23 protein-coding genes and 1 tRNA gene are annotated in these 24,368 nt (G+C 60.1%); 12 read left to right on the forward strand and 12 right to left on the reverse strand.

What is annotated here, in order from left to right; translation table 11 throughout:
* Positions 1–246 precede the first annotated feature (246 nt).
* Genes qatB through qatD form a run of 3 tightly spaced genes read left to right on the forward strand, consistent with a single transcriptional unit; the run spans position 247 to position 2,947 of the window.
* Complete coding sequence (gene qatB, locus EOA78_RS27195; protein ID WP_126089958.1) at positions 247–819, forward strand: Qat anti-phage system associated protein QatB; 573 nt, start codon at positions 247–249, stop codon at positions 817–819.
* Positions 816–2,186, forward strand: coding sequence for a Qat anti-phage system QueC-like protein QatC (qatC, locus tag EOA78_RS27200; protein WP_091600255.1), 1,371 nt, complete (start codon positions 816–818; stop codon positions 2,184–2,186). Before qatB ends, qatC begins: the two co-directional genes overlap by 4 nt.
* 2 nt (positions 2,187–2,188) lie before the next feature.
* On the forward strand, positions 2,189–2,947 hold the full coding sequence (gene qatD, locus EOA78_RS27205; RefSeq protein ID WP_091600256.1) for a Qat anti-phage system TatD family nuclease QatD: 759 nt from the start codon (positions 2,189–2,191) through the stop codon (positions 2,945–2,947).
* Positions 2,948–2,998: 51 nt separating this feature from the next.
* On the opposite strand, the gene EOA78_RS27210 is transcribed toward qatD, so the two are convergent.
* The 8 genes from EOA78_RS27210 to EOA78_RS36565 form a co-directional block, all read right to left on the reverse strand.
* Entirely contained in the window at positions 2,999–3,709 is a 711-nt protein-coding gene (locus EOA78_RS27210; RefSeq protein WP_091600257.1) for a YfbU family protein, read from the reverse strand.
* A gap of 211 nt (positions 3,710–3,920) precedes the next feature.
* On the reverse strand, positions 3,921–5,555 hold the full coding sequence (locus EOA78_RS27215) for a hypothetical protein (RefSeq protein WP_091600258.1): 1,635 nt from the start codon (positions 5,553–5,555) through the stop codon (positions 3,921–3,923).
* A gap of 237 nt (positions 5,556–5,792) precedes the next feature.
* A complete protein-coding gene (locus tag EOA78_RS27220; protein ID WP_091600259.1) occupies positions 5,793–6,236 on the reverse strand; it encodes a hypothetical protein in 444 nt (147 codons plus the stop codon).
* A 109-nt stretch (positions 6,237–6,345) separates the two neighbouring features.
* Positions 6,346–6,453, reverse strand: a tRNA-OTHER gene (locus EOA78_RS27225).
* Positions 6,454–6,459: 6 nt separating this feature from the next.
* Positions 6,460–6,942 carry a helix-turn-helix domain-containing protein gene (locus tag EOA78_RS27230; RefSeq protein ID WP_091600499.1) on the reverse strand — a complete coding sequence of 161 codons (483 nt, stop codon included), beginning with the start codon at positions 6,940–6,942 and terminating at the stop codon, positions 6,460–6,462.
* A 349-nt stretch (positions 6,943–7,291) separates the two neighbouring features.
* Positions 7,292–8,155, reverse strand: a complete 864-nt coding sequence (locus EOA78_RS27235) for a DUF3800 domain-containing protein (RefSeq protein WP_236473432.1) — start codon at positions 8,153–8,155, stop codon at positions 7,292–7,294.
* Between the two features lie 57 nt (positions 8,156–8,212).
* Positions 8,213–8,335: a hypothetical protein gene (locus EOA78_RS37785; protein WP_268931439.1), complete on the reverse strand. Its 123-nt coding sequence runs from the start codon at positions 8,333–8,335 to the stop codon at positions 8,213–8,215.
* A gap of 38 nt (positions 8,336–8,373) precedes the next feature.
* Complete coding sequence (locus tag EOA78_RS36565) at positions 8,374–8,541, reverse strand: hypothetical protein (protein ID WP_206533512.1); 168 nt, start codon at positions 8,539–8,541, stop codon at positions 8,374–8,376.
* On the opposite strand from EOA78_RS36565, the gene EOA78_RS27240 reads away from it, so the two are divergent.
* The 5 genes from EOA78_RS27240 to EOA78_RS27260 all read left to right on the forward strand — a co-directional run bounded on the left by EOA78_RS27240 (position 8,542) and on the right by EOA78_RS27260 (position 14,121).
* Positions 8,542–9,486: a hypothetical protein gene (locus EOA78_RS27240; RefSeq protein WP_189347894.1), complete on the forward strand. Its 945-nt coding sequence runs from the start codon at positions 8,542–8,544 to the stop codon at positions 9,484–9,486. It begins immediately after the preceding gene.
* A 3-nt stretch (positions 9,487–9,489) separates the two neighbouring features.
* Positions 9,490–10,446, forward strand: coding sequence for a hypothetical protein (locus tag EOA78_RS27245; protein WP_091600498.1), 957 nt, complete (start codon positions 9,490–9,492; stop codon positions 10,444–10,446).
* Entirely contained in the window at positions 10,439–12,304 is a 1,866-nt protein-coding gene (locus tag EOA78_RS27250) for a Mov34/MPN/PAD-1 family protein (protein WP_091600497.1), read from the forward strand. The genes EOA78_RS27245 and EOA78_RS27250 overlap by 8 nt, the downstream gene beginning before the upstream one ends.
* Before the next feature lie 585 nt (positions 12,305–12,889).
* A complete protein-coding gene (locus tag EOA78_RS27255) occupies positions 12,890–13,822 on the forward strand; it encodes a phospholipase D-like domain-containing protein (RefSeq protein WP_164783962.1) in 933 nt (310 codons plus the stop codon).
* Positions 13,753–14,121: a phospholipase D-like domain-containing protein gene (locus tag EOA78_RS27260; protein ID WP_164748213.1), complete on the forward strand. Its 369-nt coding sequence runs from the start codon at positions 13,753–13,755 to the stop codon at positions 14,119–14,121. Before EOA78_RS27255 ends, EOA78_RS27260 begins: the two co-directional genes overlap by 70 nt.
* Before the next feature lie 27 nt (positions 14,122–14,148).
* On the opposite strand, the gene EOA78_RS27265 is transcribed toward EOA78_RS27260, so the two are convergent.
* The 4 genes from EOA78_RS27265 to EOA78_RS27280 form a co-directional block, all read right to left on the reverse strand.
* Positions 14,149–15,015: a hypothetical protein gene (locus tag EOA78_RS27265; RefSeq protein WP_091600494.1), complete on the reverse strand. Its 867-nt coding sequence runs from the start codon at positions 15,013–15,015 to the stop codon at positions 14,149–14,151.
* Between the two features lie 119 nt (positions 15,016–15,134).
* Complete coding sequence (locus EOA78_RS27270; protein WP_091600493.1) at positions 15,135–15,902, reverse strand: hypothetical protein; 768 nt, start codon at positions 15,900–15,902, stop codon at positions 15,135–15,137.
* A gap of 97 nt (positions 15,903–15,999) precedes the next feature.
* Entirely contained in the window at positions 16,000–16,848 is an 849-nt protein-coding gene (locus tag EOA78_RS27275; protein ID WP_091600492.1) for a hypothetical protein, read from the reverse strand.
* Positions 16,849–17,181 (reverse strand): hypothetical protein, encoded by a 333-nt coding sequence (locus EOA78_RS27280; RefSeq protein WP_091600491.1) that lies wholly within the window; start codon positions 17,179–17,181, stop codon positions 16,849–16,851.
* A 624-nt stretch (positions 17,182–17,805) separates the two neighbouring features.
* Here EOA78_RS27280 and EOA78_RS27285 point away from each other — a divergent pair.
* The 4 genes from EOA78_RS27285 (at position 17,806) to EOA78_RS27300 (ending at position 24,190) form a co-directional block, all read left to right on the forward strand.
* The gene (locus tag EOA78_RS27285) at positions 17,806–19,707 is read left to right on the forward strand and encodes a hypothetical protein (protein WP_091600490.1); all 1,902 of its coding nucleotides are present in this window, start codon (positions 17,806–17,808) and stop codon (positions 19,705–19,707) included.
* Positions 19,708–19,739: 32 nt separating this feature from the next.
* Positions 19,740–21,251, forward strand: coding sequence for a hypothetical protein (locus EOA78_RS27290; RefSeq protein WP_126089952.1), 1,512 nt, complete (start codon positions 19,740–19,742; stop codon positions 21,249–21,251).
* Between the two features lie 46 nt (positions 21,252–21,297).
* On the forward strand, positions 21,298–22,326 hold the full coding sequence (locus tag EOA78_RS27295; protein ID WP_091600488.1) for a patatin-like phospholipase family protein: 1,029 nt from the start codon (positions 21,298–21,300) through the stop codon (positions 22,324–22,326).
* Between the two features lie 676 nt (positions 22,327–23,002).
* The gene (locus EOA78_RS27300; protein ID WP_091600486.1) at positions 23,003–24,190 is read left to right on the forward strand and encodes a DUF2235 domain-containing protein; all 1,188 of its coding nucleotides are present in this window, start codon (positions 23,003–23,005) and stop codon (positions 24,188–24,190) included.
* Positions 24,191–24,368 lie beyond the last annotated feature (178 nt).

Here is a 24,368-nt window from a genome sequence, read left to right on the forward strand (position 1 = left end):
GCCCCGCCCCTTCCGACACCGCTTCCCGTGCCCGCCCCGCCGGGGCAGCCCGGAGCAACTCCGGTTCCTGCCCCGTCGGGCACACCGCCGAACCCGGTTCCCGTGCCACAGCCGCTGCCCCCGCTGGCGTCACCGGCGGCGGGCAAGCCACTCGGCTCCGCTCGCTCGGATTTCTCCCGTGCGGCCCGCTCGCGCGGGGGTGGCGGCAGGGACCTGAGGCGCGCCGCCGGCAAGTACGTCAGAGCCATGGGCGGTGCACGCAACGCTGCCCGTGCCATGGCGCCGTCCCGCAGGGTGATGACTGGCCTGGGACAGCTGTTGGGTCAGGTGGCGCAGAACGGCCCGGCTGCGGCTCTGCGGTTCTTCAACCTGCAGAGCCTCGTCGGCGCCCCGATAGCCGACGTCTTCCTCGCCCTCACGGACCTCCTGTGCCCTGACGGCGGGACGATTGATGAGGCCATTGCGAGGAACGCGATGCTCGAGACCGTGGGCGAGCTCGGCGCGGCGGGAGATCTGCCTTTCGATGGCGCCACGCCCGACGTGCTGGACGCCGTGTTCACCGGTGCGCTCGCACGCTCGATCGAGACCAAGCTGTTCAACGAGATCGGGGGCAGGTCCATACGGCTCCCGACCGACGTTGCCGCGGTCGAGATCATTCAGAGGACGCTGCACGACTTCATCCAGGGCACCGTCCGCGATCGCTTCGCGGCTGCGGGCGGCACGCTGGCGTCAGTTCCCTACGCGGGCGTCGAGGCCTTCGTCCAGGCCATCTACGAGCAGTCCTTCGAACTGATCCGCATCCTGGGGGATAGCGCATGAGACGTTTCGTGTTTGTCGGCCGCCTGGGTGCGGCGGATAACGGGGCCGTGCCGGTCGTCCAGCCGGACGCGACGCCGGTGACGGTCCAGTTCGTGGCCGCGAACAAGCGGCTCGATTACGGCATCGGCAACGCGCTGCAGACGTTGGCCGACCTCGGTCTCCGGCGGACGGAAACCGCGATCGACCTCGTCATCGTCGCCGCCATGGTCAACGCGGCCGACACCCGCGTCTCGCGCTCCGCGAATGCACAGGACGGCTGGACCCGGGAGCTGGACCTAGTGGTGCCGGTGCGTGAGCCTGACTTGTGGGCGGCGCAGGGAGCGTTGCTCGCCCGCACTCTCAGGTTCTTGACGGGCGACCATTGGCGTATCGTGTTCAGGGCACGGCCCGCACCCTTTGCGACGATCGCAACGGCGCGGCCGTCGCTGGGCCTCGCCGAGCCGGACGAAGTGTGTCTGTTCTCCGGCGGTCTGGACAGTCTCGTCGGGGCGTTGGATTTCCTGGCCGGGGGCGGGAAGCCGCTTCTGGTGAGCCATTACTGGGATTCGGAGACGAGCAAGGCGCAGACGTTGCTGCTGGACTTGCTGCGCAAGAATTACAAAACAAACGAGCCGTTGTCCCTGCGGGCGCGCCTCGGCTTCGACCGCAACCATGTCGACACCGGCGAGGTGGAAAACAGCCAGAGGGGGAGATCCTTCCTGTTTTTCGCGTTGGCCATTTTGGCGGCTTCGGGGCTGACGTCTGACGCCCCGGTCCGCGTGCCCGAGAACGGCCTGATCGGCCTCAACGTACCCCTCGACCCGCTCCGCCTCGGTTCGCTCAGCACCCGCACCACTCACCCATTCTACATGGCGCGCTTCAACGAGTTGATGCGGGGGCTTGGCATCGCCCGGCGTCTGGAAAACCCCTATCGCCACGTGACCAAGGGTCAGATGGTCAGGGATTGCGAGGATCCGGCGCTGTTGCGACGGGCCATTCCCTCGTCGATGTCGTGTTCCTCGCCGGCGAAAGCCCGCTACAGAGGCCTGCCACCGCAGCACTGCGGAACGTGCGTCCCCTGTCTGATCCGCAGAGCATCCCTGGCAGCCGGCCTGGACGCGAACGAGTCGGATACGACACCCTATGTGGTGAAGGATTTGGCGGCGCGTCGTCTCGATACGCTCGAGGCCGAGGGCGAACATGTGAGGTCGTTTCAGCTGATGGCGGAGCGGTTACGGCGGAATCCGCGGGCCGCAAAGGCCCTCGCGCGCATCCCCGGTCCGCTGACCGACGAGCCGTCCGAGATTGACGACTATGTTGACGTCTTCGTGCGAGGGATGCAGGAAGTGGCCCATTTCCTCGAACCCGTCAGGGCGAAGCCTAGCTGAGCATGTCTGCACCACGCCTCGTCGATTTCCACTGTCACCTGGACCTGTATCCAGATCCGGCCGCGGCTATAAGAGCCTGCGAAGAGGCTAAGGTGGCGACGCTCGCGGTGACGACGACGCCGAAGGCGTTCAGGCAGAACATGAACCTTGCAAAGGGCGCCGAGTTTGTGCGCATTGGGCTCGGCATTCACCCGCATCTTGCCGAGCAGCGCTGGACCGAACTGCCCCTGTTCGAGGCGCTGTTGCCCGAGACGAGGTATGTCGGCGAAGTCGGTCTCGATGCGAGCCCCGCACACTACCGCTCGATCGATCGTCAAGTCGACGTCTTCAGGCGTATTCTAACCTCCTGCCAGAGGGCGGGGGACAAGATCCTCTCCGTGCATAGCGTCCGCACGGCGTCGAAGGTTCTCGACCACATCGAGGAGCTGCTTCCCAAGGGCAGTGGCAAGGTGGTGCTGCACTGGTTCAGCGGATCGGTCGCAGACGCGCGGCGGGCTGCGGCTCTCGGGTGCTATTTTTCCGTCAACCAGGCCATGTTCAGGTCCGAGCGGTCAGTGGCTCTCCTCGGGACCTTGCCGCTCGACCGGCTGCTCACGGAGACGGATGGTCCCTTCGTGGAGGTAGATGGTTCCCCCGTCACGCCGGGCGGCGTGGACGAGGCCGTTCGCATGCTTGGCGACGTTGTGGGCCTGGGCGCCGAGGAGATGCGGCGCGCCATTTTGAATAATCTAAAGGCAGTTTTGGAACGGTCCGCAAACTGACGATTCCACGCCGACCCGAGCTTATCGTGGCCAGCGACTCTGCACCATTCGCTACCGGAGCTTGAGGAGCTCGATGAGCTCGTCGGCGTTGAGCAACTGGCCGGCACGCCTGTATGCCGGCGAACCGCGGCGGGCCTCGATTTCGGCATATTTCTGCAGCATCTCGCGATAAGTCGACACCGTGTTGGCGTGAGCGTTCAGGGATCTGTCCCTGAACTCCTCAAAGCGCCCGAGCTTTTCGACCATGAATTTGGCCATCGACATGTAGCGTCCCTCTTCGTTCCCGTCGAAGCCGTCAAACTTGGGGTTTTTCCCCCAGTACTTCACCTGGTCCTCGACGCGCTGCCTGTCTTCGGGACTGAGCTTCTCATATCCCCATTCAATGGCTCGCCACATCGCCATCGTGTCGACCACGAAGTCGAGCGCCTCGGGGTCGTCGACCTCATCGTGAAAGATGCCCGACATTTCCCATTCCAGGCCCCAGAAATGGCCTCCGTAGATGGCGCTCTGAATCAACTCGACTGACTTCATGTCCTCGTAGCCTTTATGCTGGCGCAGGACTTCGGCTAGCATCCACATGATCAGTTTTTCAGAGCTGGTCGGCCGGAAGGCCTTGCGCCGACCAGCCTCAAGCCCAGTATACACCAAGGTGCGGATGGCCTCTGCCCGCGAAGGGAGGTCACGCTGCTCTCCCCGCCAAGCATCGATCCGGTCAATCGTGCTTTCATCGAGCCTGAGCTCGAATCGCTCGGTTTTCACCATTTCTACCTCCAATCAAGTCCGTACCGAATCCATATCGTACGGACATTGTACGTAAGACACGGTGAAAGGCAAGCATCGCCATCTCGCATGTCGTTACTTGGGTCAGGACGGGGGCGCGTCACACCCCCCACGGCTGGCATGCCGGCCGGTGCCTGCACCTCCGGCATGTGGCTAGGCGCTCGTCGGGACCCTCAGGGAACAGGCGAGTCGATCAGAGTGCAGGTGTCAGGATCCGGGCCGTAGTACTGCGCGAACTGTCGCTCGCCAAGGCGATCAGTGCAGCATTTTCGGATTTCCCGGTAAGCCATTTGAAATCGTAGCGGAAAGGTCCCGGCTCGAGGACCCATTGCAGGGCGAGATCGAACACGAGCATTCCGCCAAAGAAGGTGTTGACCAGTTTCTTGATGTTTTCGGGGCTCCGGCCGCGCACGGCGCGAGGAAAGATCTGCTCGGTGTCACCTCTGTCCTGGAAGAGGGACAGATGGGTGACGAACAGCGATCCGGCCTCAGGGTTGAAGTTGTCTCCCGCCATCCAGATGCCCGGCCAACAGAAAAATTCGGGACTGCGCTGCTTGTCTCGGCAAAAAGCGATGAAGTGCGAGACCAGGACCCGGACAGGCATGTTCACACCGGCATAGTTGAACGTACGATGCTCCTCCATCAGGGCATCGACAGGGCCCTTGTCGCCGAGCAGCCCGACCACGGCAGCAAGTCCCGTCCGCGGATCATCGTATCCGCATCGCTCGCTCAGTCGCGCCGCGACGTGCTCATACTCCTGAGCGGAGAAATTTTGCACCGCCTGGGCGAGCTCGGGGGTTTCGGCTGCGGCCAGGCAAAGTCTTGTGAAGCGCGCGCCAGGATCAACGTCGCGGATAAAGTCCTCGAAGAACTCGATGTCGAGCGGAAACCCCCTCGTCGGGTTGATTGCCAGATCGCAGATCAGCAGAAACAGGCCGACGATCGGGCTGTCATACCGTTCGGGCCATTCTGTCCCAGTAAGCACCAGGAACAGTTCAAACGAGTCGACATAGACGGGCGCAAAGTAGCCTTGCTCGCGATACGTCTGAAGCAGCTCGGGACCGCCTGACGATGCCAAATACTGAATTTGGCAAAAGCGGGCCTGGCCTTCGAATATCTGCTGGATGCCGATGTCGGCGTAAGGTGGGCGCGCACCGCGATGGAAGCCTTCAATCCGGCTGAGTTGAAGTTTGAGGAATTGTGCATCCCAGCGACCGGGGTCGGGAAATTGCCCTTCCGCGAAGTCACAGGACCCGTTGATCGCGTGGACGATCTCACCATAGGTTTTGAGGTAGCTGTGCCCGACGCTCTGAAAATAGGGCGTTTGCTCCAGCGAGAGGATCGACTTCGGCGACCAGGCAAGTTGCTTGTAGAACTTGATGTCGAGCGCGTTGTTGACGGCAATATTGGCGGCGGCGAGCACCGGATCAGAGTGCGTCCGACCGTCGAGCATCGCCCTGTGCGCCCAAGCCTTTACAGGTTTGGCGACGCCGGCGCCCCGCGCAAAGGTCTGAAGAGACGTCATGCTGCCATAGATTTGCGCCGGGTACGCCAGGCTGAGGATGAGTCCCGCAGTGGACCCCATGTGCTGCCACCAATGCACGGTTTCGTGCAGATAGGTCGAGTAGGCTTGGTACAGTTCGGCTGCGTCATGACCCTCGGTGTCGCGCTGGGTGAGCGCGTCGACAAGCTCATGGGCGCGGGGACTGAGGCGCAAGACGAAATGTTCCGTCGTGTAGCTCCCGTGGCCTGCCAGCGTGGCGTCGAACACCAGTGGATCGTTGGCTGGGTTGAGCAGATACGGATCGAGATGGGAGAACAGGGACATGGGAGAACTGTAGCAGAGATTGCCTACGGAAGCGGACAAACGCCGGGCTACCAGGCGATCGGCCTGACGGCACGCCACGGCGGTGCAGGTCGGCCTGGAATTCGTCAGTCCGGAGGCGCCAATCGGCGTATTCCCTTGCGCCGTACTCCTTCGCATGGACCGACCGGGCGTCTTCGTGGGCGAGACACCGAAAAAAGCGGGGCCTGACGAAAAGAATAGTTCGCTGGGGCGGCGCGCTTAAGGGTGTGGGTTGCCGAGCGGATCCATGCCGAGCGCCAGCCTGACGCTCTCTCGGATGCTTTCAGTCATCGCCAGCAGAACTTCCGGTCGGATGTCTCCGGGCTTTTCAACCACCATATAGCGCACACGCACATAATCGTTCTTGTCGGCCAGAGTTTTGGCTTGGCTGACAGTTCTGGCAGGCAGGACCAGGCCTGAACCTTGAGCGGCCACAGCCATCTCGTGCAGATTGTGCCCCAAGGCCCGCAAAGCCTCAATGTCTCGGCCCGCGCTGCGGAGGTAGCATTTCAGGAAGAGTTCGCACGCATGGTAGCAAAGCAACCTGGTCGGTCCCGACGTCAGACCGCGGCGACCGGCATCAACGGCCTTCGCGGCCTGCAAAAAGGAGTCGGCGAGCAGGAAAATACCGAACGGGGTGGCGCCTTCCGATTCTGGGATCATGCAGTCCAGTTGATTTTGGTGTTCTGGAGTCTCAAGTCGAAGTGCCCCCGACCGATATGACGCCGTTCGATTGAGATTCTCCGTGCATGGCACGACTCCCGGTGGGCCTTGGACGTGACGGCAGGACTTGAACCTGGGACCTCCTCGCCCCTAGATAGCGGTGTCACGCACCACCCAGGTCGAAAGCGAGGCGCTCTATCCTCTGAGCTACGCCACGATCTGCCTATGCATCGTTGTCCACGACCAGCTGCGGCTTCTTACGCTTCAACCGGTTCGATCTCTCCTCGGCCGCCTTCTTGATCTCGGCGGCCTTTTCCAGCGCAAACGGCTTGGCGGCCTCGATCAGGCCATCGAAATGATAGCGGTTCGTCATGCTGCCATTGGGCGTGTTGCGCCGTTCCTCCCGGCCAAGAAGTTTAAGGGCCTCGAGGGCGGCAATGCGTTTCTGAATGGTGCGGGGCGTCACCCCGATCGCCTTGGCGATGGTTTCGACCGAGGGGTGGGGAAGGTTGTCGGGCAGCCACCAGTACTGGACCAGGTGGATGATGATGTTCATGTCGAGCGCATCGAGGCCGAGAGCCTGCTGCTTCTCGATGATGATGTTGGGGAAAGCGCTCCAGCCCGTGGCCATGAGTGCCTTGGTCCACTTCTTCTCGTTGGTGCGTAGCTTGCCGACGTCTGCCTTGGCGGTTTCTGGCTGGGCCATCTGAGGCTCCCTGTGATGAACTGCGCCTAGATATGGTGGTTTCCCGTGATGACGCAAGGGCATTGGGGACGGTTCTGCATTCAGGGGGAGGGTGTTTCAAGGTTCGCCCGGCCTATGTCCCTGGATTCAGGGGCCGGGGAACCGCGCTGCACCCAAAGAAGAGGACTTGATAATATGAAGTGCCGATCAGACGAACCGTGCTATATGCAAGTGATAAGATAGGGACCCCCCGACCAGAGGTTCACCCGGGGTGTTGACAAAGAGAGCGTCAATACCCATACTTTGGGCGTGAGCATCGCTCCGGGGTTGGCGCCAGGCGCCAGCCGAACTTTTCAAAACGAAGGCCCGGCTAGTCCGGGTCTTTGTTTTTTATCCGTTCAAAGCAGCTGTATTTGATGCCGCAGGATGCCAGGTCCTCGGGCTGCAGGTGCGCGTCGATGAGACGCTTGTGGTCCATCAGGGCCCTGTAGGGCCGGTAGGACGGGTCATAGCCGCCCTTGGCCATCGGATAGAGGTAGAGATCGGCGATCTGCAACATCGGCGTGGCTTTGGTTCTGCCGCGGGGCTCCCCGCGCACGATGTCCCTGAACTCCTCGGCAGTTAACGACCCGTAGCTGGCGGAGTTGGCGCCGTCGAACGGCATCCCCTGCGTCTTCAGGATCCGCGTGTAGGCCACCAGGTCGCGGTCCTCGGCTTTGCCGGCGCGCTCGAAGAACACGCGCAGCTTGCGGTCCTGGCTGCGGGCATATTTGGCGGCGCGCTCGATCAGGATGCAGTAGGCGGTCTTGCACATGAACCAGAGCTGGTCCCGGTACCGGTCGCGGTAGCGGGCAACATAGCCCGGTCGGTCGATGACCGCGGCGATGCCGATCACGGGCAGCCCAAGCAGCATCCCCTGCAAGTCTCCCAGGAATTCAAAAGCGGACTCCGGCTTCTTCAGCCAGCCGAAGTCGCCACGGCCGCCCCGGATCGCCCAGGAGTGGAGCGGGTAGGTGATGCCGTGCTTCTGGCAGAAGGCCTTGTGGCGGGCATAGAGCTCATCGACGTCTTCCTCGTTGATGAGGATGCCGCCGAGGGCGAAATAATCCATTTCGTCCCGGCGCTTCTCTCTGGGCTCTCGGTCTGGCTCACGGCTGCCGCTGTCATCGAGGTAAAGGTGGATTTCGCGGTCGGTCACGGGCAGGCTTTCAATTTCCGCACCAGCTTGGCTCAAAAACCTGAACCTGTACAGCTTGGCGACACTCGTGCGCGCCACAGGGAACGTTGCAGCTCAGGCCGATTTCATCTGCACCATCAGCGTCTCGCAGCTGAGGGTGAGTTGGCGGGCATATGCCTTCGAGGCGTCAAGCGTGGCTCGCTTGGTGACGCCGAAGATCAGGTAGCCCGCATGCACGGCGGCGAGGATGCCGAGGGCCGCAAGCTTTCCATGGGTTAGCTCGGCAAACGATCCTCGTCGACATCAACATCCGCGCCGCCGCCGACGATCCCGAGGACGACACCTACGACGTTGCCCAGGATCTCAAGAGGCGCCTCTCCCGCGACGACAAGGGCCGGCTCTACGTCGACGCCTTCCTGCTCTCGCACCCGGATTCCGACCACGTGACCGGGCTCACGACGCATTTCCACCTCGGCCCGCCCGAGGATTTCCCGGAGGGTGACGAGAACCTCATCCTGATCCGCGAAATGTGGTCGTCGCCGATCGTGTTCCGGCGCGCCAGCAAGCAGCACAAGCTCTGCGACGAGGCCAAGGCGTGGGCCACCGAAGCGCGGCGCCGGGTCGCGCTGTTCAAAGAGAAGGGCCTGACCGGCACCGGTTCAGGCGACCGCATCCTGATCCTCGGTGAGGATAAAGACGGCAAGACCGATGATCTCACGGACATCCCGGTCAAGCAGGACGGCCTGCTGACCGCAGCTGACCGCGTGAACACGGGCCAGTTCGAAGGCCGCCTGCTGGCGCCGATGTACGTCGACGAAGACGACAAGGAGCTGATCGAAGTCCTCGAGAAGAACAACTCCTCGGCGATCGTGCGGTTCTCCATCGCCGGCGACGGCGTGGCCGACCGCTGCCGCTTCCTGACCGGTGGCGACGCGGACGTCTCCATCTGGGACCGGCTGTGGCAGCGCCACAAGGACAGTAACAAGGACTGGCTCAGCTACGATGTCATGGAGACGCCGCACCACTGCTCCTGGCGCACCCTGAGCCACGACCGCTGGTCCGAGATGGGCGAGAAGGTCAAGGTGTCCGAGGACGCCAGGAACGCACTCTCCCAGACCCGTGACGGCGCCATCATCGTCGCCTCCTGCAAGCCCATCAAAAAGGACGACGACAACCCGCCTCATGAGCGGGCCAAGCGGGAATATGTCTCGATCACCTCGGCCGAACGCTTCATCTGCACGACCGAGTATGCCGATGAGCACGACGGGCCGGTCGAGTTCAACATCACCGGCGTCGGCACATCCAAGCAGCTGGCGCTGACCCCGAAAAAGGCCGCCTCGATCGCCGGCGTGACCGGAGTGACGACGACGCCCAGATCCCACGGCTGAGCCATGGCCTCGGCAGACATGAAGCGGCACGCGGAACACTTTCTGCGTGTCGCAACAGAGATTCCGCAATGCCAGCGCTGTGGCCTGATCGCCGTCGGTGACGACGTGGCGACCCTGTTCCTTGATCTGGCCGTGGAGATGCCAACGCACTGGCACGCCAAGGGCACCGCCCCTAACGGCGTCCTGCCGGTCGAACGCGTTGAGGTCCTGCTTGGCGCTGACTACCCGTGGCGGTGCCCCACCTTCACCCTGCGCAAGGGCTTTCCGCGCAACCTGCACCATCTGACGCCCGGCTCGGAAAACGTGTGTCCAACCCCCTGTCTTGTGGATGGCAACCAGGACGAATATTTCAATCAGCACGGCCTGATCGAACTCGGCATCGGGGCCATCGTCAACCAGATGGGCGTTTGGCTCGGTCGCGCAGCAATTGGCACCTTGATGGATCCGGATCATGGCTGGGAACCCGTGATGCGCCAAGGCCTGCCGGACCGGCTTATTATCGATGCGGACTTCGCCCGAAGCCAGATCACCGACAAGTCCGGCTCGGTATGGCTTGCTACCAAATTCATGAAGGGCAAGGATCTCGCTGGCAAAAGGTCCTACACCCTCTCGGCGCACAATGAATTTGCCGCTGCCGTCGGCAACATGTCTGCTTTCCCCTTTGAGGCCGAAAGCGAAGGACGCTACAGCGGCATCACCGCGACGGTGCTGATCTGGCCGCCAAATGGCGCCATCACAAGTGCGGTGCTGCCTGAGACGGTAGCGAACCTTGACGACTTGGCACAACGCGCTGAGGCCTTCGGCTGCGGCGTTGAGTTTGCGAAATTCCTCGACAGGCTCCAGCGGCGCTGGGCGGGCAAAACCGATGACGCGACCTTCCCGATCGCCGTTTTGTTTGGCGTGCGGCGACCTTTTCGGCTGATCGGGCGGGCGTCGACGATCGAGTTGCTTCTTGATTGAAATCACGGCTCCGCAGAAGCGGGCCTCGCTGTTCGAAGGGCCCAACGCGAGAGCCGCCGTTGCCATGGAGCAACTGGGTCGCACGACGCCCGCGCTTCTCCGCGCCGTGTCGGCAGCTCCCTCTTATCCGCCATTCAGCCTGGTTGGCTGCGGCAGCGTCGGATCGAAAACCGCTCTGCATCTGGCCCGTGCCGGCGCCCAGATCTTGGCCGTCTCCGACAGCAACGAGCTGCGGCCCCACAACATGGCCCGGCACGCGCTCGTGCGGCCACCCCTGCCGTGGCCGAAGGCGTTTGAACTGTCTGACGAGCTGGCCCTGCTCGGGCAGAAACCGGAAGCCCATCTGATTGACGTGGTTAGGGGCCTGAAGCGTGCGGACAATCGCCTGCTGATTTCGCCGCCCGGGACCGGCACGCTGCTCAACACGACCGCATCGAGCCTGGTGCGCGATGCCCTGTCAATGGTGAGCCCTGCCGAGCTGCCGGCACGCATGGCGGAGATCGCCCTTTTCGGGCGCGGCCGTGGCGGTTTCGTATTTCATAAGGGAAGCAACCGCAATCCGAGCCTCGCCGACCTGCAGGCGGTGCTGTCCGCGACCGTGACGCCTTATGAACGGACATTGTTGTTCGATCCCGAGTTCGGGCTGACGCAAATTCAGATCGGGGAAGGCTGCGGCTCCATGACTATGCCGATGACCGACGCGCGCCTTTCGGCGATGACCGCCATGGCCACCGAGGAACTCATGCGCCTCGCCGGCGCCAATGCCGATGGCGGAGAACTGGTCGTGGGGGTGGCAGAGCCCGATAGCCCATCGACAAGTTGGCGCCGCCTCTCCGTGTCAAAATTCCTGGAAATCCCGGTCGAGGGCAGCGAATGGACTTTGCGTCTGTCGTCGCACGTCGCCGGCATGATCCGCGAAGAGACCGCGCGGTTTCCCAATGTCGAGACGGGAGGCCTTCTGATCGGCTCCTGCAGTTCTCTCATGAAGACTGTCACGGTGGTCGACCTGATCGAGGCGCCAGAAGACAGCGTGAGGACGCCGACGCTGTTCGTGCTTGGAACGAAGGGCATGAAGAATCGGATCGATGCCCGTTTCGAGGAAAGCGGCCGCTCGCTGCTTGATGTGGGTACCTGGCACAGCCACCTCGCCGAACAAGGTCCCTCGCCCACCGACCGCAAGACGGCCAAGCAGGTCGCCGTGGAGCGAGCGCCGCCGGCCATCCTTTCTCATTGCCACTCCAGCCACGTACCATGCCATCATGCATCAGGACGCGCCATGAACGATTACCTCGACGCCTACTCCATCAAGGCGCGCCTCGCGCCGGCAGCTCTGGCGATTGCCCCGGTCATTGTCCTGATTGTGCTGGCCTTCAACTGGGTTCAGCCGAGCCTCCCCGAGGCCATCATCGGTCTCGCCGTCATGGTCCTGTTCTTCGCTGCCTCGAATGTGGCCCGCCGCCTGGGCAAGAGGAAGGAGAGACAGCTGTTCGCGACGACCGGCGGGAGACCGGAAAATCGCGAACTGAACCACCTGGATAAGACACTCGACGAGCGGACCAAGGACCGCTACCGCAAATTCCTCGCCAAGCAGCTCGAGCAGCCGGCGCCGACGCGCGACATGGAAGTCGAGGACCCCGACGAAGCGGCTGCGTTCTATGTGCAGTGCTACAACTGGCTGCGCGAGAACACCCGCGACACCGAGAAATTTCGGATTCTTTTCAACGAGAACATCGCCTACGGCTATTACCGCAATCTCCTGGCGCTGAAGCCCTATGGCATCGTGCTCAATCTGCTGACCATCGCCGCCGCGGCCGCAATCATCTACTACAAGCCCGATTTCGCTTGTTGTCGAGGTTGATCAGCGCCATGTCCCCGTTGCCCACGGGGAAAAGGTCAGTTTTGCAGGCATCTGTGTCGGTTCCTATGGTTGGCCGGAACGGGCACGCAACGGATCATTTCCGTGTGCGCGCGCCGCCGGCAACTAGCCTGTGGCTTGTCAATGGAGCCTTGGGGCACTAGAACCGACTTGCAACGGTACGGACCTGTGGTCTGGGCAGTCTTACGGCGCCACGTCCGCAGGTACGCACAAACAGAAGGCAGGCGGTGGAATCACCGTCTGCCTTTTTTATGGCACAGCGTTAAAATGAAGTAAATACGTTCGTGCAGCGCGTTGCACTGAGGGTACGATTATTTGGCAAGTTGTCAACAGGCCAATCGGACCAAAACGCCGCAGGCGGCGATGCATGGCAGGTATGTCTTTTTACATATGGTAGCGGGACCCGAGAACGCAAGTCGCGCTTCACGTTGCTCGGTCGAGGGCCAGGTCGGTGAAGCTCCAGCTGCGCACAGGCCACGTTTGAGGCGCAAGCTTCACCGTCGCATGTGTGCCCTAGCATGGAAACGTCGGACGGCAGCGCCACCAGATGTGGCTTCCCAGGCTTTCGTGGACAAATATCAGGCTCGCGGGCCGCTCAAAACATTGCTGCCCGCCCGCGTCGCTCAGGGCACCACGTTCAAGCCGACGCATCCGGACGCGGACGATGCCTACGAATGGATGGGACTGGAGGCCCGAAAAGAGATCTTTGCGCTTTTGGATGCAGCAGTAGCCGATCCTGCCGCAACGGTCAGCATGGTCGCCTACGACATGAGCGAAAGCGAAATCATGGACCGCCTGTTCGCGCTCGGTCCGCGCCTCAGGATGATCATCGACGACAGCGATAAGCATGGGCTCAAGACAAGTGGTGAGACCCAGTCCGAGACACTGCTCAAGGCTTCCGCTGGCGAGGACAACGTCAAGCGGGAACGGATGGGAGGTCTCCAACATAATAAGATGATTATCGTGGATGCGGCCGTCCCGCGCGCCGTCTGCGGTTCGACAAACTTCAGCTGGCGCGGGCTCTATGTTCAATCGAACAACGCCTTGCTGTTAACGGGCGCTCAAGCCGTCGCCCCCCTCAAGGCTGCGTTCGAGGCCTATTGGAAAAAGGATGGGTTCGCCAACGGTCCCTCACCCGACTGGCATCCGCTCGGCTTGGCGGGCATTGATGCCAGCATCACCTTTTCTCCCCATGACACAGCCCGTGCCCGCCTTGCGGAAATCGGCCAGGATGTCGAAAAGGCCCAGGCCTGCCTCCTCTATTCCCTGGCTTTCCTGAGCATCACAGGCGGTGCTGTAACCGACGCCGTGGAAGCGGCTACCAACAGCCCGGTTTCACCTACGGCATTTCCGACAACAACACCGGTGTCACCGTTCATAAGCCCAATGGCAACACTGCACCCGTCTATTTCGCTCGCCTCAACAAACACGTGCCGACGCCGTTTAAGGTCGAACCTTACACCGGCATCGGGCCAAATCTGCACCACAAGTTTCTGGTAATCGATTTCAACACACCTGACGCCCGCGTGTGGACCGGTTCTTACAACTTCAGCAAGCCCGCTGACCTTCAGAACGGAGAGAACCTGCTCCTCATCCGCGACCAAAAAATTGCGACATCGTATATGGTCGAAGGGATACGCATCTTCGACGACTACCATTTCCGCGTCACCCAGGAAGACGCTGCAGAGGCCAAAAAGACATCGTCCTTGCAAAAGGCGCCTACGGCCGGTGAAGACCCATGGTGGGCTGAGGACTATACAGACCCGTTCAAGATCCGAGACCGTGAGCTGTTCGCATAGAGCTACTCTTGCGCCAGAGCCCGGTTCTCAGGGGTTGGCAGGCACATTGCGATCTTTCAGGGTCTCAATGAGCTCCCGCAGAATGGCATTCGTTTCGTCCTGCCTGCGGCGAACTTCCTCGACAATTCTTCCGGTCGCCTGATCGTCGCGCTCCTTGAGCGCCTCAATTAGTTTCTGGTTGTCAGCGCTAGCCGCCCGATCGGCAGAAACCACCTCCCGCGTGAGAGCCTCGATCGCCGGAACGGTGCGATTTGGCGAAAAGTAATCAACGACCATCGGGGCGAAGGGACTCAGCGTGGCGATCACGAGCGCAAATACGCCGACAAGAATTGCTTTTTTGGCTGAACTGTCGGTCTGGCTGGAGGCCTCTTCGAACTTTCCTATAAAGGTCGTTGCCTGGGCTTGAATATCGTTGCCGATCCGCGCGGCGTTTGTCATGACATCCAGCATGCTTTCAAACTTCCGTTCGATTTCTGCCAGCTGCGCATTCGTGTCCAGAATGGGGTTTCTGGGCATCTGGAAATCCGGCATTCTAGGGGCCGAAATAGCTCGCTCGGTCAATAGCCCCCCGGCATCCGGCTTCGAGATTGAATCGAGCAGTCGCCTTTGGCCTTCCACCTGATCCAGTATGGACCTCATTGCAGGCGACGGCTGTGTGAGCGATTCAAAGCGCTTCCGAAGCGCCTCCGCCTCCTTCGAGGGCCGGAGCAAATCACTGAACTTGTCTTGCTGTTCCTGCAGGCGGATGGCCAAGTTTTTAGCAGGATTTACGTGTGACCCAATACCTGCAAGTGTTTTTGCAATCTCGCTCAATGGCTTGGCACCACTGCCGGTGCTTACCTTAAGGTCCTCAAGCTTGATGGGCTTGGGAGAGTCGGGAGAATCGTCACTCATCAGTCATGGTCCCCATGGGATAGCGCCGGTTAGATATAGGAATCCGGAGAACACAGTGCCAGTTCGAATGGCCCATCTCGCAGGCATGCACTCCGACAACCCACCGCCATTCCGGTGGTCTAAATCGGCAGCTTCGGCGCAATGTCGGCGACGAACAAGCGAAGCGCCATGGCGATCTCGCTGAATTCCTCCGCGGTGAAAGAGACCGTTTCCCCCAAGGCGAAGACACGAATACGCAAGTCTCTTTTGATTTTGATCGTCGCGCCCTTTTCAAAGTACTGGTTCTTGTGAACCTCGATCTCTTCCCCGTCGCTGACGGTAGAACATTTCAAACGGGGCAACTTCAGGCTAAGGGCCCCCGCGCCTTCGTCGCAGTCAATATGACCTACAACGCCATTGCGATGTTCCAGACAGTTCCGAGCCCTCTGAAGCGAGCGGTACTCCTCAAAGAAATCGAGCTTCGTCGCCAATTGCGCCTGCACGGCCAGCAGCAAATCTGGAAAATTGAGACTCGACGCCTTCTTTTCCGCCGCGAGATAAATGTCCTCGAACTCGCCCCAGGTCTCGACCTTGCGTCCTTCCCTCAAACCAAGCGTGTAGATGTAGGCTTGCTCGAGCGTAGCCCTCAGCCCCCTGGCCAGTTCCTGAAACGCCTTCCCCAATATCCACGCGCGATAAGCTAGCTTGGCCTTGGCTTGATCGGCGTGAGGCACGAAGCTCAGCCCGGAAAACCCGTCCCGAGGTAGATCGTTGAGATCTGTAGCCTCGATCGCTGACGTGCATACGGCCACCATTTCAGTCGCCAAGCGGATGGCCTGAAGCGCCGGCGCGATCACGCCGTCGCCGTTGAGGGTGACCGTTACACTGGGTTTGTCTTCTTCCGTCACGGCGTCAATGAATCCGTGTCGGCGATGCCGTCGCCCGTGTCGTGATGCCAAGGTAGGCTAATCTGCATGGGGCCATTTGTGCTCCATGGATTTAGCTTCACCACCTTAATTTTAGCTTTTGCACCCTTTTTCGGGCCGCAACTGCAGCCGCTTTTGTACTCCAGGTGAGTTGCTCGGCGGGGCCAAATGATTCACCGATTGGGGTCTGGGGTAAACGATCCCCTCCAGGCATTTTGCTGGTAACGACCCTTATTCTTTCACCCTGTTCGAGCGCCGCGATGTTGTCCAAAGCCGCACCCAGGCGAAATTCCATGACGTTCAGCATGTGCTTAACCCGCTCTTTGTCCGTGGTAGAGGGGAATGTCCGGCGGCCTTCGGAAAACGCTTGAGTTATGTCATCAAATTTCGCGTCTGTAGCCATCGCAAATAAGTCCTGTGGGAAGATGCGGTTGCGCCGTCCGGCCTGTAACAATCCGGGGGCACGGCGAGCATAGATCTTCTCGACCAAATCTGAGCAAAATGACGTTCGACTTGCCGCGTATTGCGAAAAACCCAGCAGGTAGTCATATCGCTGATAGCAAAAATAGAAGAAGTCATAAAACCAAGCACTTTGCTTGCTGATTTCGTGCTGGAGGGCGTCCAACGCGTTCTTGAATGACGGCTTTGGCCTCGCTCTCGGAAGTATGGAGGGTCGACGTAGGATGCGGAACTCTCCGGGAGCTAAGCTGTCGAAAATAGCTGACTCGGCGGCAATCATCACGCCGCTTTCTGGCGTTGCATCGGCCCAAATCCCGGAACCGACACAGACCATAACATGGGAGAATCGGGCCCCGTGCCTTCCAAGCGCTTTCTGCCCGATAACAATCAGCCGGCTCAACCAATCATGTTGATGAACGAACGCTATGTCGCCCACCTCGGAAAATGTGACGCCGGGAGGGATCGCCATTTAACGCCAATACGAGCGGCTTATGTAGGTGAGTGCAAGGCTTGTGAGAAACGCCACCAGCGCAACTGTCGCATAGATGAGGGCAGGGCTGGAAGTCGCGGCCGCTTCCGGCTTCAGGAGGGCGATGACCAGAGGATCGATTTTGCTGAACGCGTATCCGCTCAGAAATCCGTAAACGAGCTTTCCTAAGCTGGCAAACGCTTCGCGTTCACCATCCCCGTAAGGTGATATGAATATTCCGGCTGCCCATCCAAGGGATGCCCCGAGGGTGCCGCTGAGGAGACATGGGTAAAACAGTTCAGGCCTACTCGCATCGTAGTTCTTGGCGAACATAAAGAGGCATCCAAAAATCAGGATACTGGCGATCAAACCGACTATAAGATCTGAGCCATCGCCCCATTTTCCCCTTTCACGCCTGGCGCGCCGCTGATTGTCTGAGATCCTGGCGCGCTCATCTTCTGACAGTTGAGATGTCGACGGACTCGATAACTCAGCCATGACCCCCCTACGTCGTCTCCCGGTGGCCAGGCTTGCCTTGATCCAGCAATCAACGGCCTTGCTGCGTCACCCGCCGACGGAGCAGCTAGGGAAGACGATGCCTGCGGTTTCGGGGATTGATAAAGCGGCTTGAACGTCCTGAACAAGCGTTCAGATGGGATGCTACAGGTCAGCCCAGGAGTGCGAACGGTTTAGAAGAAGTGTGCGGACGGGCGGCGACGCGCTAGCCCGGTGATGACGACCCGAAAGCGACCGTTCTTCAGAAAGTAAACCGGCAGGGTCTGGTGATCGAGTGCTCCGGTTATTCCGATACGGCAAGAACATTTTCCGTTTTTTATGCCTGTAAGCGCGCCGGCCATTGACCCGATGTTTCGAGCATGTTTCTAATAGAGTGAGGGTGTAATCTCGGTAAGTATTTCAATCGGTAGTGTTTGAAATACTAGGGATGGGGGAAATGCCATGTCGGGGCAATATACGGCTCCGCCTGTTCGCCGGTTGCGGGTCTATGCCTTCGACCCGCAGGCTTCTACGTCGGCTGCGACTGCAGGCGTTAATGTTGCAACAATTAAAATACCTTGGGAGCAGAGCTGGGAGGAAGAAATTCAGCCCGGCCCCATCAATGACTACCTTGAAGTTATTGATATCGATCCGGTCAGCGGCCAATTTTATGAGCCGGTGGACCTCAATCACCCCTACCTCCTGGCTCAGGACGGCTTGGCCCCCTCGGAAGGCGATCCCCGCTTTCACCAGCAGATGGTGTTCGCCGTTGCAATGAAGACTATTCGAACTTTCGAACGGGCGCTTGGCAGGAGAGTCTTCTGGGCTCCGCGTCGCGTTCCCAACGGGCGAAAATACGAGCCGGTCTATAAATTGCGTATCTATCCCCATGCCCTTCGCGAGCCCAATGCTTATTACAGCCGGGAAAAGAAGGCCCTCCTGTTCGGCTATTTTCAGACGTCCGCGCACAGCGCCGGCGCCAAATGGGTGTTTACCGCGCTTTCGCATGACATCATCGTTCACGAGGTCACGCATGCTATCCTGGATGGACTTCACCGGCGGTTTGCTGAACCGACCAGCGTAGACAGCTTGGCGTTCCACGAAGCCTTTGCCGATATCGTCGCTCTGTTCTCACATTTTTCGCTTGAGGAAGCAGTCAGCGCCCAGATTGCGAAAGACGGCGGTAGCCTCGACAACCGCTCCCTCCTCAGCGGCCTCGCCCGGCAGTTCGGCGAGGCTACCGGCCGGGACGGAGCCCTTCGCGAGGCGATTGACGATCACAGTGGCGCTGCGCCCGTGATCTTGCGCGACGACATGACGGAGCCTCACGAACGCGGCGCGGTCCTGGTGGCGGCCGTTTTCGATGCTTTTCTGTCGATCTATGAGAACCGCACCGCTGATCTGCTCAGAATCGCCGGCATCAGACCCGGCATTGGTCCCGACCAGAACCTCCATCCAGACCTGGTCAAACGATTAACCCGGGAGGCGAGCAAGGCGGCGGAACACGTGATGCGAATGTGCATCCGCGCCCTCGACTACCTGCCGCCAGTAGACGTCCGCTTTGGCGATTTTCTCCGGGCAATCATAACGGCGGACTATGACCTGGTGCCCGATGACGTGCTTAATTATCGGCTCGCCATCATAGAAGGGTTTCGGCGGCGCGGTATCATCCCGGAGGGCTGTCTCTCTTTGGCTGTCGACAGTTTGTTGTGGGAGGCGCCGGTCCATCATCTGGCGGCCGATTATGACGATTTGGACCTGGATTTGGAGCCAAAATTCGATCGGACGACGGCAATCAAGGCCGCTGAGGAGAACGCGGAGAGCGTGCATTGGTGGATCCTGGGATCGGAGAGCTTTCGGACCACCGAGGATAAGCCATGGCAAGAGGTGTGCGGAGTAGTCTTCCGACGAGGTTTGATCTCGTATGACGACCGCGAGACGATACTGAGCCGGCCAGGGGACCCGAAGGGATTTGCTCCGCCCGTGGAAATTCATTCTGTAAGAACCTCCCGGCGAACAGGACCCGACGGCCAGGATCTCCGCCAACTTATCATTGAAATTGTACAGCAGCGGCGCGGCTTCTACGATCAGAACGAACAGGAGCTTCAAGACAAGCACGGCGATAACCCGTCGGGCGCGGACTTTGTGTTCCGCGGTGGTGCCACACTCATCTTCGACCTTCGGGAGGGTCACCTGCGTTACGCAGTCCGAAAGCGAATTAGTGACGATGCCCGGCTGGAGCAACAACGCGATTTCCTTGCGGGTTACCGCTTCGGCTCGACTGCGTTCGGTTATGGACTGCAAGGGGGATCGACCGGCACTGCGTTGGACGAACCGTTCGCTCTGGTGCACCGGGGAGGTTAGGTGTGGGGATATTGAAGCTCTTGAGGATCAGGATGTATCGCGGCATCTTGGGCGATTGCTTCCTCATTCGCACCACGTTGGACGACGGCGGCGCGGAGTTGGAGCGATCCATACTTATAGATTGTGGGGTCCTCCAGAACGTTGCCGCTGGAGCCGATCTGATCGCCAAACTTGACCCGAAGGTCGTGAACCGGATCGGTAAAAAGCGCCTGTCCGAAGTTGAGGCAGGCCCGGCCCGCATTTCAGCGATCGCGAAAGACGTCCTGAAGACCGTCGGCAACCGGATCGACCTGCTGGTCATAACCCACGAGCACTACGACCATCTGTCCGGGTTTGCGTTCGAAAAAGGCGCATTCCTTGACGGTGCGGTTTCCATCGGCCGGCTTTGGATGGCTTGGACCGAAAACCTGAAAGATCCGCAGGCTCAGGTCCTAAGGGCACGATTTTCGAAGGGAAAGCAGGCTTTGGCGGCGGCGGCCACGCTGGCGCAAGGCGATGCGCATCCCGGCTTGCGAACGGCAGCGGCGCTTGCCGCTTTCGCCGGGCCAGTCGCCATAAACGGGCTAGGTGCATCGGGCGTCTTCGGGACGGCCGAAATCATGCAAATGCTGAAGGATAAAGCTGGTGCCGATTCAACATCTTATCTTGAGCCTGGACAGGTCATTGACCTCGACGAGTTCAATATCAAGGCCTTTGTTCTTGGCCCGCCTCGAGATGAAGTTTTGCTGCGAAAAGACACCCCATCCAAGGGACAGGCGAAGGAGGTATATCTGACGCGTCTGGACGCCGCCGCGGCGGCGGAAAGCACAGTAAATGCCCAGCTCTCGCTTCTTGCCAATCGAACCGACACAGTCCTGCCTTTCTCGGCCGTTTACCAAAGACCCCTGAAAGAGAAAACCCGTCGCAAGAAGGCGACCAAGTCGGGGGTCCGCAAACTGTATGACGCTCCGGCCGAAAAGTGGCGTAGGATTGACAGCGACTGGACAGGCTCCATCGAAGCTTTGGCCCTGAAGATGGATTCGGATACAAACAACACCAGCCTGGCACTGGCGTTTGAACTCCCCGATGGCCAGGTATTGCTGTTTCCCGGAGACGCCCAGGTGGGGAATTGGCTGTCTTGGAATGACCAGACCTATCCTCCCGCCGCGAAGACTATGTCCTCGGGCAAACCTGTCACCGCAGAGGACCTGTTGCGCCGGACAACCTTTTACAAGGTCGGACACCATGGGAGTCATAATGCCACGGTCAAAGCGCTCGGTCTGGAGCGCATGGTCGACCCACGACTAGTAGCCGCGATACCGGTCGTAGAGGCGGTCGCGGCCATTCAAGGTAAGGGTCGAGCGGAACCTGGAAGCGGGTGGAGGATGCCGTTCGAGGAGCTTTACAAGGCGTTGCAGGAAAAGACCAAGGGACGCATCGTTCAGGGCGACGGTAATCCAACCGTCGAAAAACGAGCTTTCCGAAACAACCCGACGTCAGCAAAGCGGCCGGTCAAGATCGAACACAGCGATCTTTTTGTTGAGATGACGTTCGACCTTTCATGATGCCAGCTGCTCGGGTCGGCGGGGAATTCTCAATGGGGGGTATACGATGGTCGTTCTAATCAACGGCGAAACCAAGAAACTTGGAATTGCGCTCTCGGGGGGCGGGTTTCGTGCTGCCGCGTTCCATGTAGGGACGTTTACGGCTCTCCAGGAACTCGACTTACTCGACAAGCTTGATCTCATCAGCTGCGTGAGCGGCGGGAGCGTGGCAGGCGCCTACTTGGCGCTGAATTGGGGCAAACAGGATGTGCTGAAGGGCCTTTCGGACTATCTGCTGACAAAGTCGATCGCCGTCTCTTCGATCATCGGAGGTATCCTGGACCCCTTCGAAACACGCCTGGAGAAGCTTGGCGCAAGCTACGATCGGGATCTGTTCGCGGGTGCACGGCTATCCGCTCTCAGAGATGGTCCACGAATCTATCTCAACGCCACCAACCTGGCCACCGGCAACATGTTTTTCTTTGTTGCAGGCAAGGCATTGGCGCCCGGAGAAGACGCTGGAGAAACGATGGGGGAGCACGAGAGCGGCACCGCGAATGCGAGTAACTATCCAATCAGCTTGGCCGTGGCAGCATCCTCGGCTTTCCCGCCCGTGTTTCCCCCGCTACGGCTCAATGCCGACATCTATCCCAATTCCCTGAGCGAATACGCGACGCTGAGCGATGGAGGCATTTACGATAATCTGGGCGTGAACCCGTTGATGCGAGCGCGGCGCAATCCCGTCGATGTGTGTTTTGTAAGTGATGGCGGCAAGCCGTTCGCCGTGTCCCCTCATCCGACGGAGTCCGGGACAATCGTGCTCAAGGAGGCGATCAACATCATGATGGAGCAGGTAAGAGGTCTTCAATTTGCTCGTCTGCAATTGTCGTACGACGCGAAAAAGGGCCCGAAACCCATCTGGTTTTCAATCGACAGCCGGGTAGGCGAGGAACGGCCTGGCGACGCCGCTTTCGCCTCGCTGGTGGCAACAGATTTAAAGAGATTGGAGGCCGAAGAGCATGAGGTTTTGGTGCGACATGGTCGGGCCCTCACGATGGCACGCGTCAAATCCTATGCACCGGAACTCCTTAAGTAGCAAAGTGTCAAACGCGCCGCCTTGCCGCTTACCCGACACGGACTGCAAGGACGTTATCGTTGGATATATCGCCTCATATTCTATCCAGGACAAGCAGTCCTCAACGCCAAGTGCCTGCCGCGGCGAGATTTGTACCCTCAGTCTCTACATCAGGGACAGCAAGCTCGACTGGGACATCCAGAAGCAAATTTCAGGCACTGGCAAGGCCATCTTCGTGAAGACCTTTGGTGAGCCCGACCCCGAGACCAAGTGATGCGCCATAGTGCCTCCAAATGGCCGCTGCTCTGGGCTGTCGGCGCCGCCATTCTCATATCTGCTCCGGCAAGGGCCCAGGAAGAACCAACGCAACCGAACCCGACACTGAGGTTCAAGCTCGACCGGCGCGACGGGTGCTTCCGCTACATAGGCGATGCCTGTCGAATTCATCGGCCGCTTCAAGACCGGGAGCTACGTCGGCGTGTCCATGATCACCATCGGCCGGCCCACGACCAGCAGCCGCGACTACTCGATCTTGTTCGCGCCTCGTGCCGCTTGGGGCAGTTCAGCCTTTGTCACCATCTGTGGCCGCGTTACCCCACCTTCTTAGCAACCGGACAGAATCTCCGGAGGGCGCTGACTTAGGACCGCTGGACAGCCGCCATATGTCGTGGTCTGTCTTCCTTTTCAAGGAAGCGAAATGGAATCATTATCGGCAGCGGGACCGGGTAAGAAGCGGCTGGCGGTTTTCCTTGATGGAACCTGGAATTCCGTGTCGGACAACACCAATGTCTGGCGCTTGCGCGCCCTGTGTTCAACGAAAGACACCGGAAACCCAGCCCAGCTCGCCTACTATGATATCGGGGTGAACGGAGTCATTGGCGGAGCCTTTGGGAAGGGGCTGCTCAGGAATATCCTTGATGCCTATGAGTGGCTGGTCGAAAACTACAACGATGGTGACGACATCTTCGTGTTCGGCTTCAGCCGTGGCGCCTTCACTGCGCGTTCTCTGACAGGCTTTATCACCAAGTGTGGCCTGTTGAGGCCGGGTGCCCCGTTAAGCGTCAACCAGTTGTTCGCCCGGTACCGCCGACGCGACGCGCTGACCGTGTGGAAGCTTCATGACGACTTGGTCGCAGGCCCGCTGAAGGCCTCTGCCCTGGAAGAACGCTGGATGCTGAAATACTCCCGCCGCGTGCCGATCAAGCTGGTGGCCGTCTGGGACACTGTCGGCGCGCTCGGCATTCCCGCGTTCAGCTGGGAAGGCATCAGTCGGACCAGTTTCCGATTTCTGGACACGGGCTTGAGGGTGCCAATCGAGAATGCGTTTCACGCCCTTGCCCTCGATGAGCATCGCAACAGCTTCATGCCGACGTTATGGACGAAGAGAATCCCTACCGATCCCCAGGCGGTGATCGCACCGCCGCGTCCCTACAGCAGTGTCGAGCAGCGTTGGTTTGCTGGCGCCCACGGTAATGTGGGCGGCGGATACCCGAATGATCTGCTTGCACAGGCTCCTCTCAGCTGGATCATCGAAAAGGCCCGGTCCCACGGTCTCGCGTTCAGGAGCGACATCGAGGTGGACGACGGGGCCCTCGACGCTCCGATTTCAGACTCTTACCGGGAGTTCATGCGCGGCTCCTACGCCATCCTCAGCAAGAGGCATCTTCGGCCCATTGCATCCCCTCCCGGCCGGGACCCGGATGCGACGTACATCAATGTCAATGAGACGATTGATGGCTCGGTCTTCGAGCGGTATCGCCACTCGTCAAGCTACCGGCCCGCCAATTTGGTTGAGTGGTCGACTCGCAAGGGCGTCGATCTTGACGCGGTGATGGGTTGGGTCGATGCCGAACAGCCTGGAAAGGCGGTTGGCGAGATCCACTGACCGCTGAGTGGCGTGCAGTGCCGCCGTCTGCTTCCAGGATCTGGCCGTTCCGGCTGACATGCAGAGCGCGAAAGATGCGCCGTGGGCGGAAATGGAGTAAACGTCGTCCACCTAGATAGTAGATGCTTTGCGCTCTGCCTCAGACGGGAGGGGGAGCGCAAAGCATCTACTATCTAGG

It is taken from the genome of Mesorhizobium sp. M5C.F.Cr.IN.023.01.1.1 (assembly GCF_003997585.1).
GTDB classification, from domain to species: Bacteria; Pseudomonadota; Alphaproteobacteria; order Rhizobiales; family Rhizobiaceae; genus Mesorhizobium; species Mesorhizobium wenxiniae.

Bases quoted from the DNA above. Each gene is read 5' to 3' on its own strand.
- EOA78_RS27295 (WP_091600488.1), top strand. From the start codon at position 21,298: ATGGTCGTTCTAATCAACGGCGAAACCAAGAAACTTGGAATTGCGCTC.
- qatC (WP_091600255.1), top strand. From the start codon at position 816: ATGAGACGTTTCGTGTTTGTCGGCCGCCTGGGTGCGGCGGATAACGGG.
- EOA78_RS27300 (WP_091600486.1), top strand. From the start codon at position 23,003: ATGGAATCATTATCGGCAGCGGGACCGGGTAAGAAGCGGCTGGCGGTT.
- EOA78_RS27220 (WP_091600259.1), bottom strand. From the start codon at position 6,236: ATGATCCCAGAATCGGAAGGCGCCACCCCGTTCGGTATTTTCCTGCTC.
- qatD (WP_091600256.1), top strand. From the start codon at position 2,189: ATGTCTGCACCACGCCTCGTCGATTTCCACTGTCACCTGGACCTGTAT.
- EOA78_RS27245 (WP_091600498.1), top strand. From the start codon at position 9,490: ATGGCCTCGGCAGACATGAAGCGGCACGCGGAACACTTTCTGCGTGTC.
- EOA78_RS27230 (WP_091600499.1), bottom strand. From the start codon at position 6,942: ATGGCCCAGCCAGAAACCGCCAAGGCAGACGTCGGCAAGCTACGCACC.
- EOA78_RS27285 (WP_091600490.1), top strand. From the start codon at position 17,806: ATGTCGGGGCAATATACGGCTCCGCCTGTTCGCCGGTTGCGGGTCTAT.
- EOA78_RS27280 (WP_091600491.1), bottom strand. From the start codon at position 17,181: ATGTTCGCCAAGAACTACGATGCGAGTAGGCCTGAACTGTTTTACCCA.
- qatB (WP_126089958.1), top strand. From the start codon at position 247: ATGGGCGGTGCACGCAACGCTGCCCGTGCCATGGCGCCGTCCCGCAGG.
- EOA78_RS27215 (WP_091600258.1), bottom strand. From the start codon at position 5,555: ATGTCCCTGTTCTCCCATCTCGATCCGTATCTGCTCAACCCAGCCAAC.
- EOA78_RS27290 (WP_126089952.1), top strand. From the start codon at position 19,740: ATGTATCGCGGCATCTTGGGCGATTGCTTCCTCATTCGCACCACGTTG.
- EOA78_RS27210 (WP_091600257.1), bottom strand. From the start codon at position 3,709: ATGGTGAAAACCGAGCGATTCGAGCTCAGGCTCGATGAAAGCACGATT.
- EOA78_RS27265 (WP_091600494.1), bottom strand. From the start codon at position 15,015: ATGAGTGACGATTCTCCCGACTCTCCCAAGCCCATCAAGCTTGAGGAC.
- EOA78_RS27275 (WP_091600492.1), bottom strand. From the start codon at position 16,848: ATGGCGATCCCTCCCGGCGTCACATTTTCCGAGGTGGGCGACATAGCG.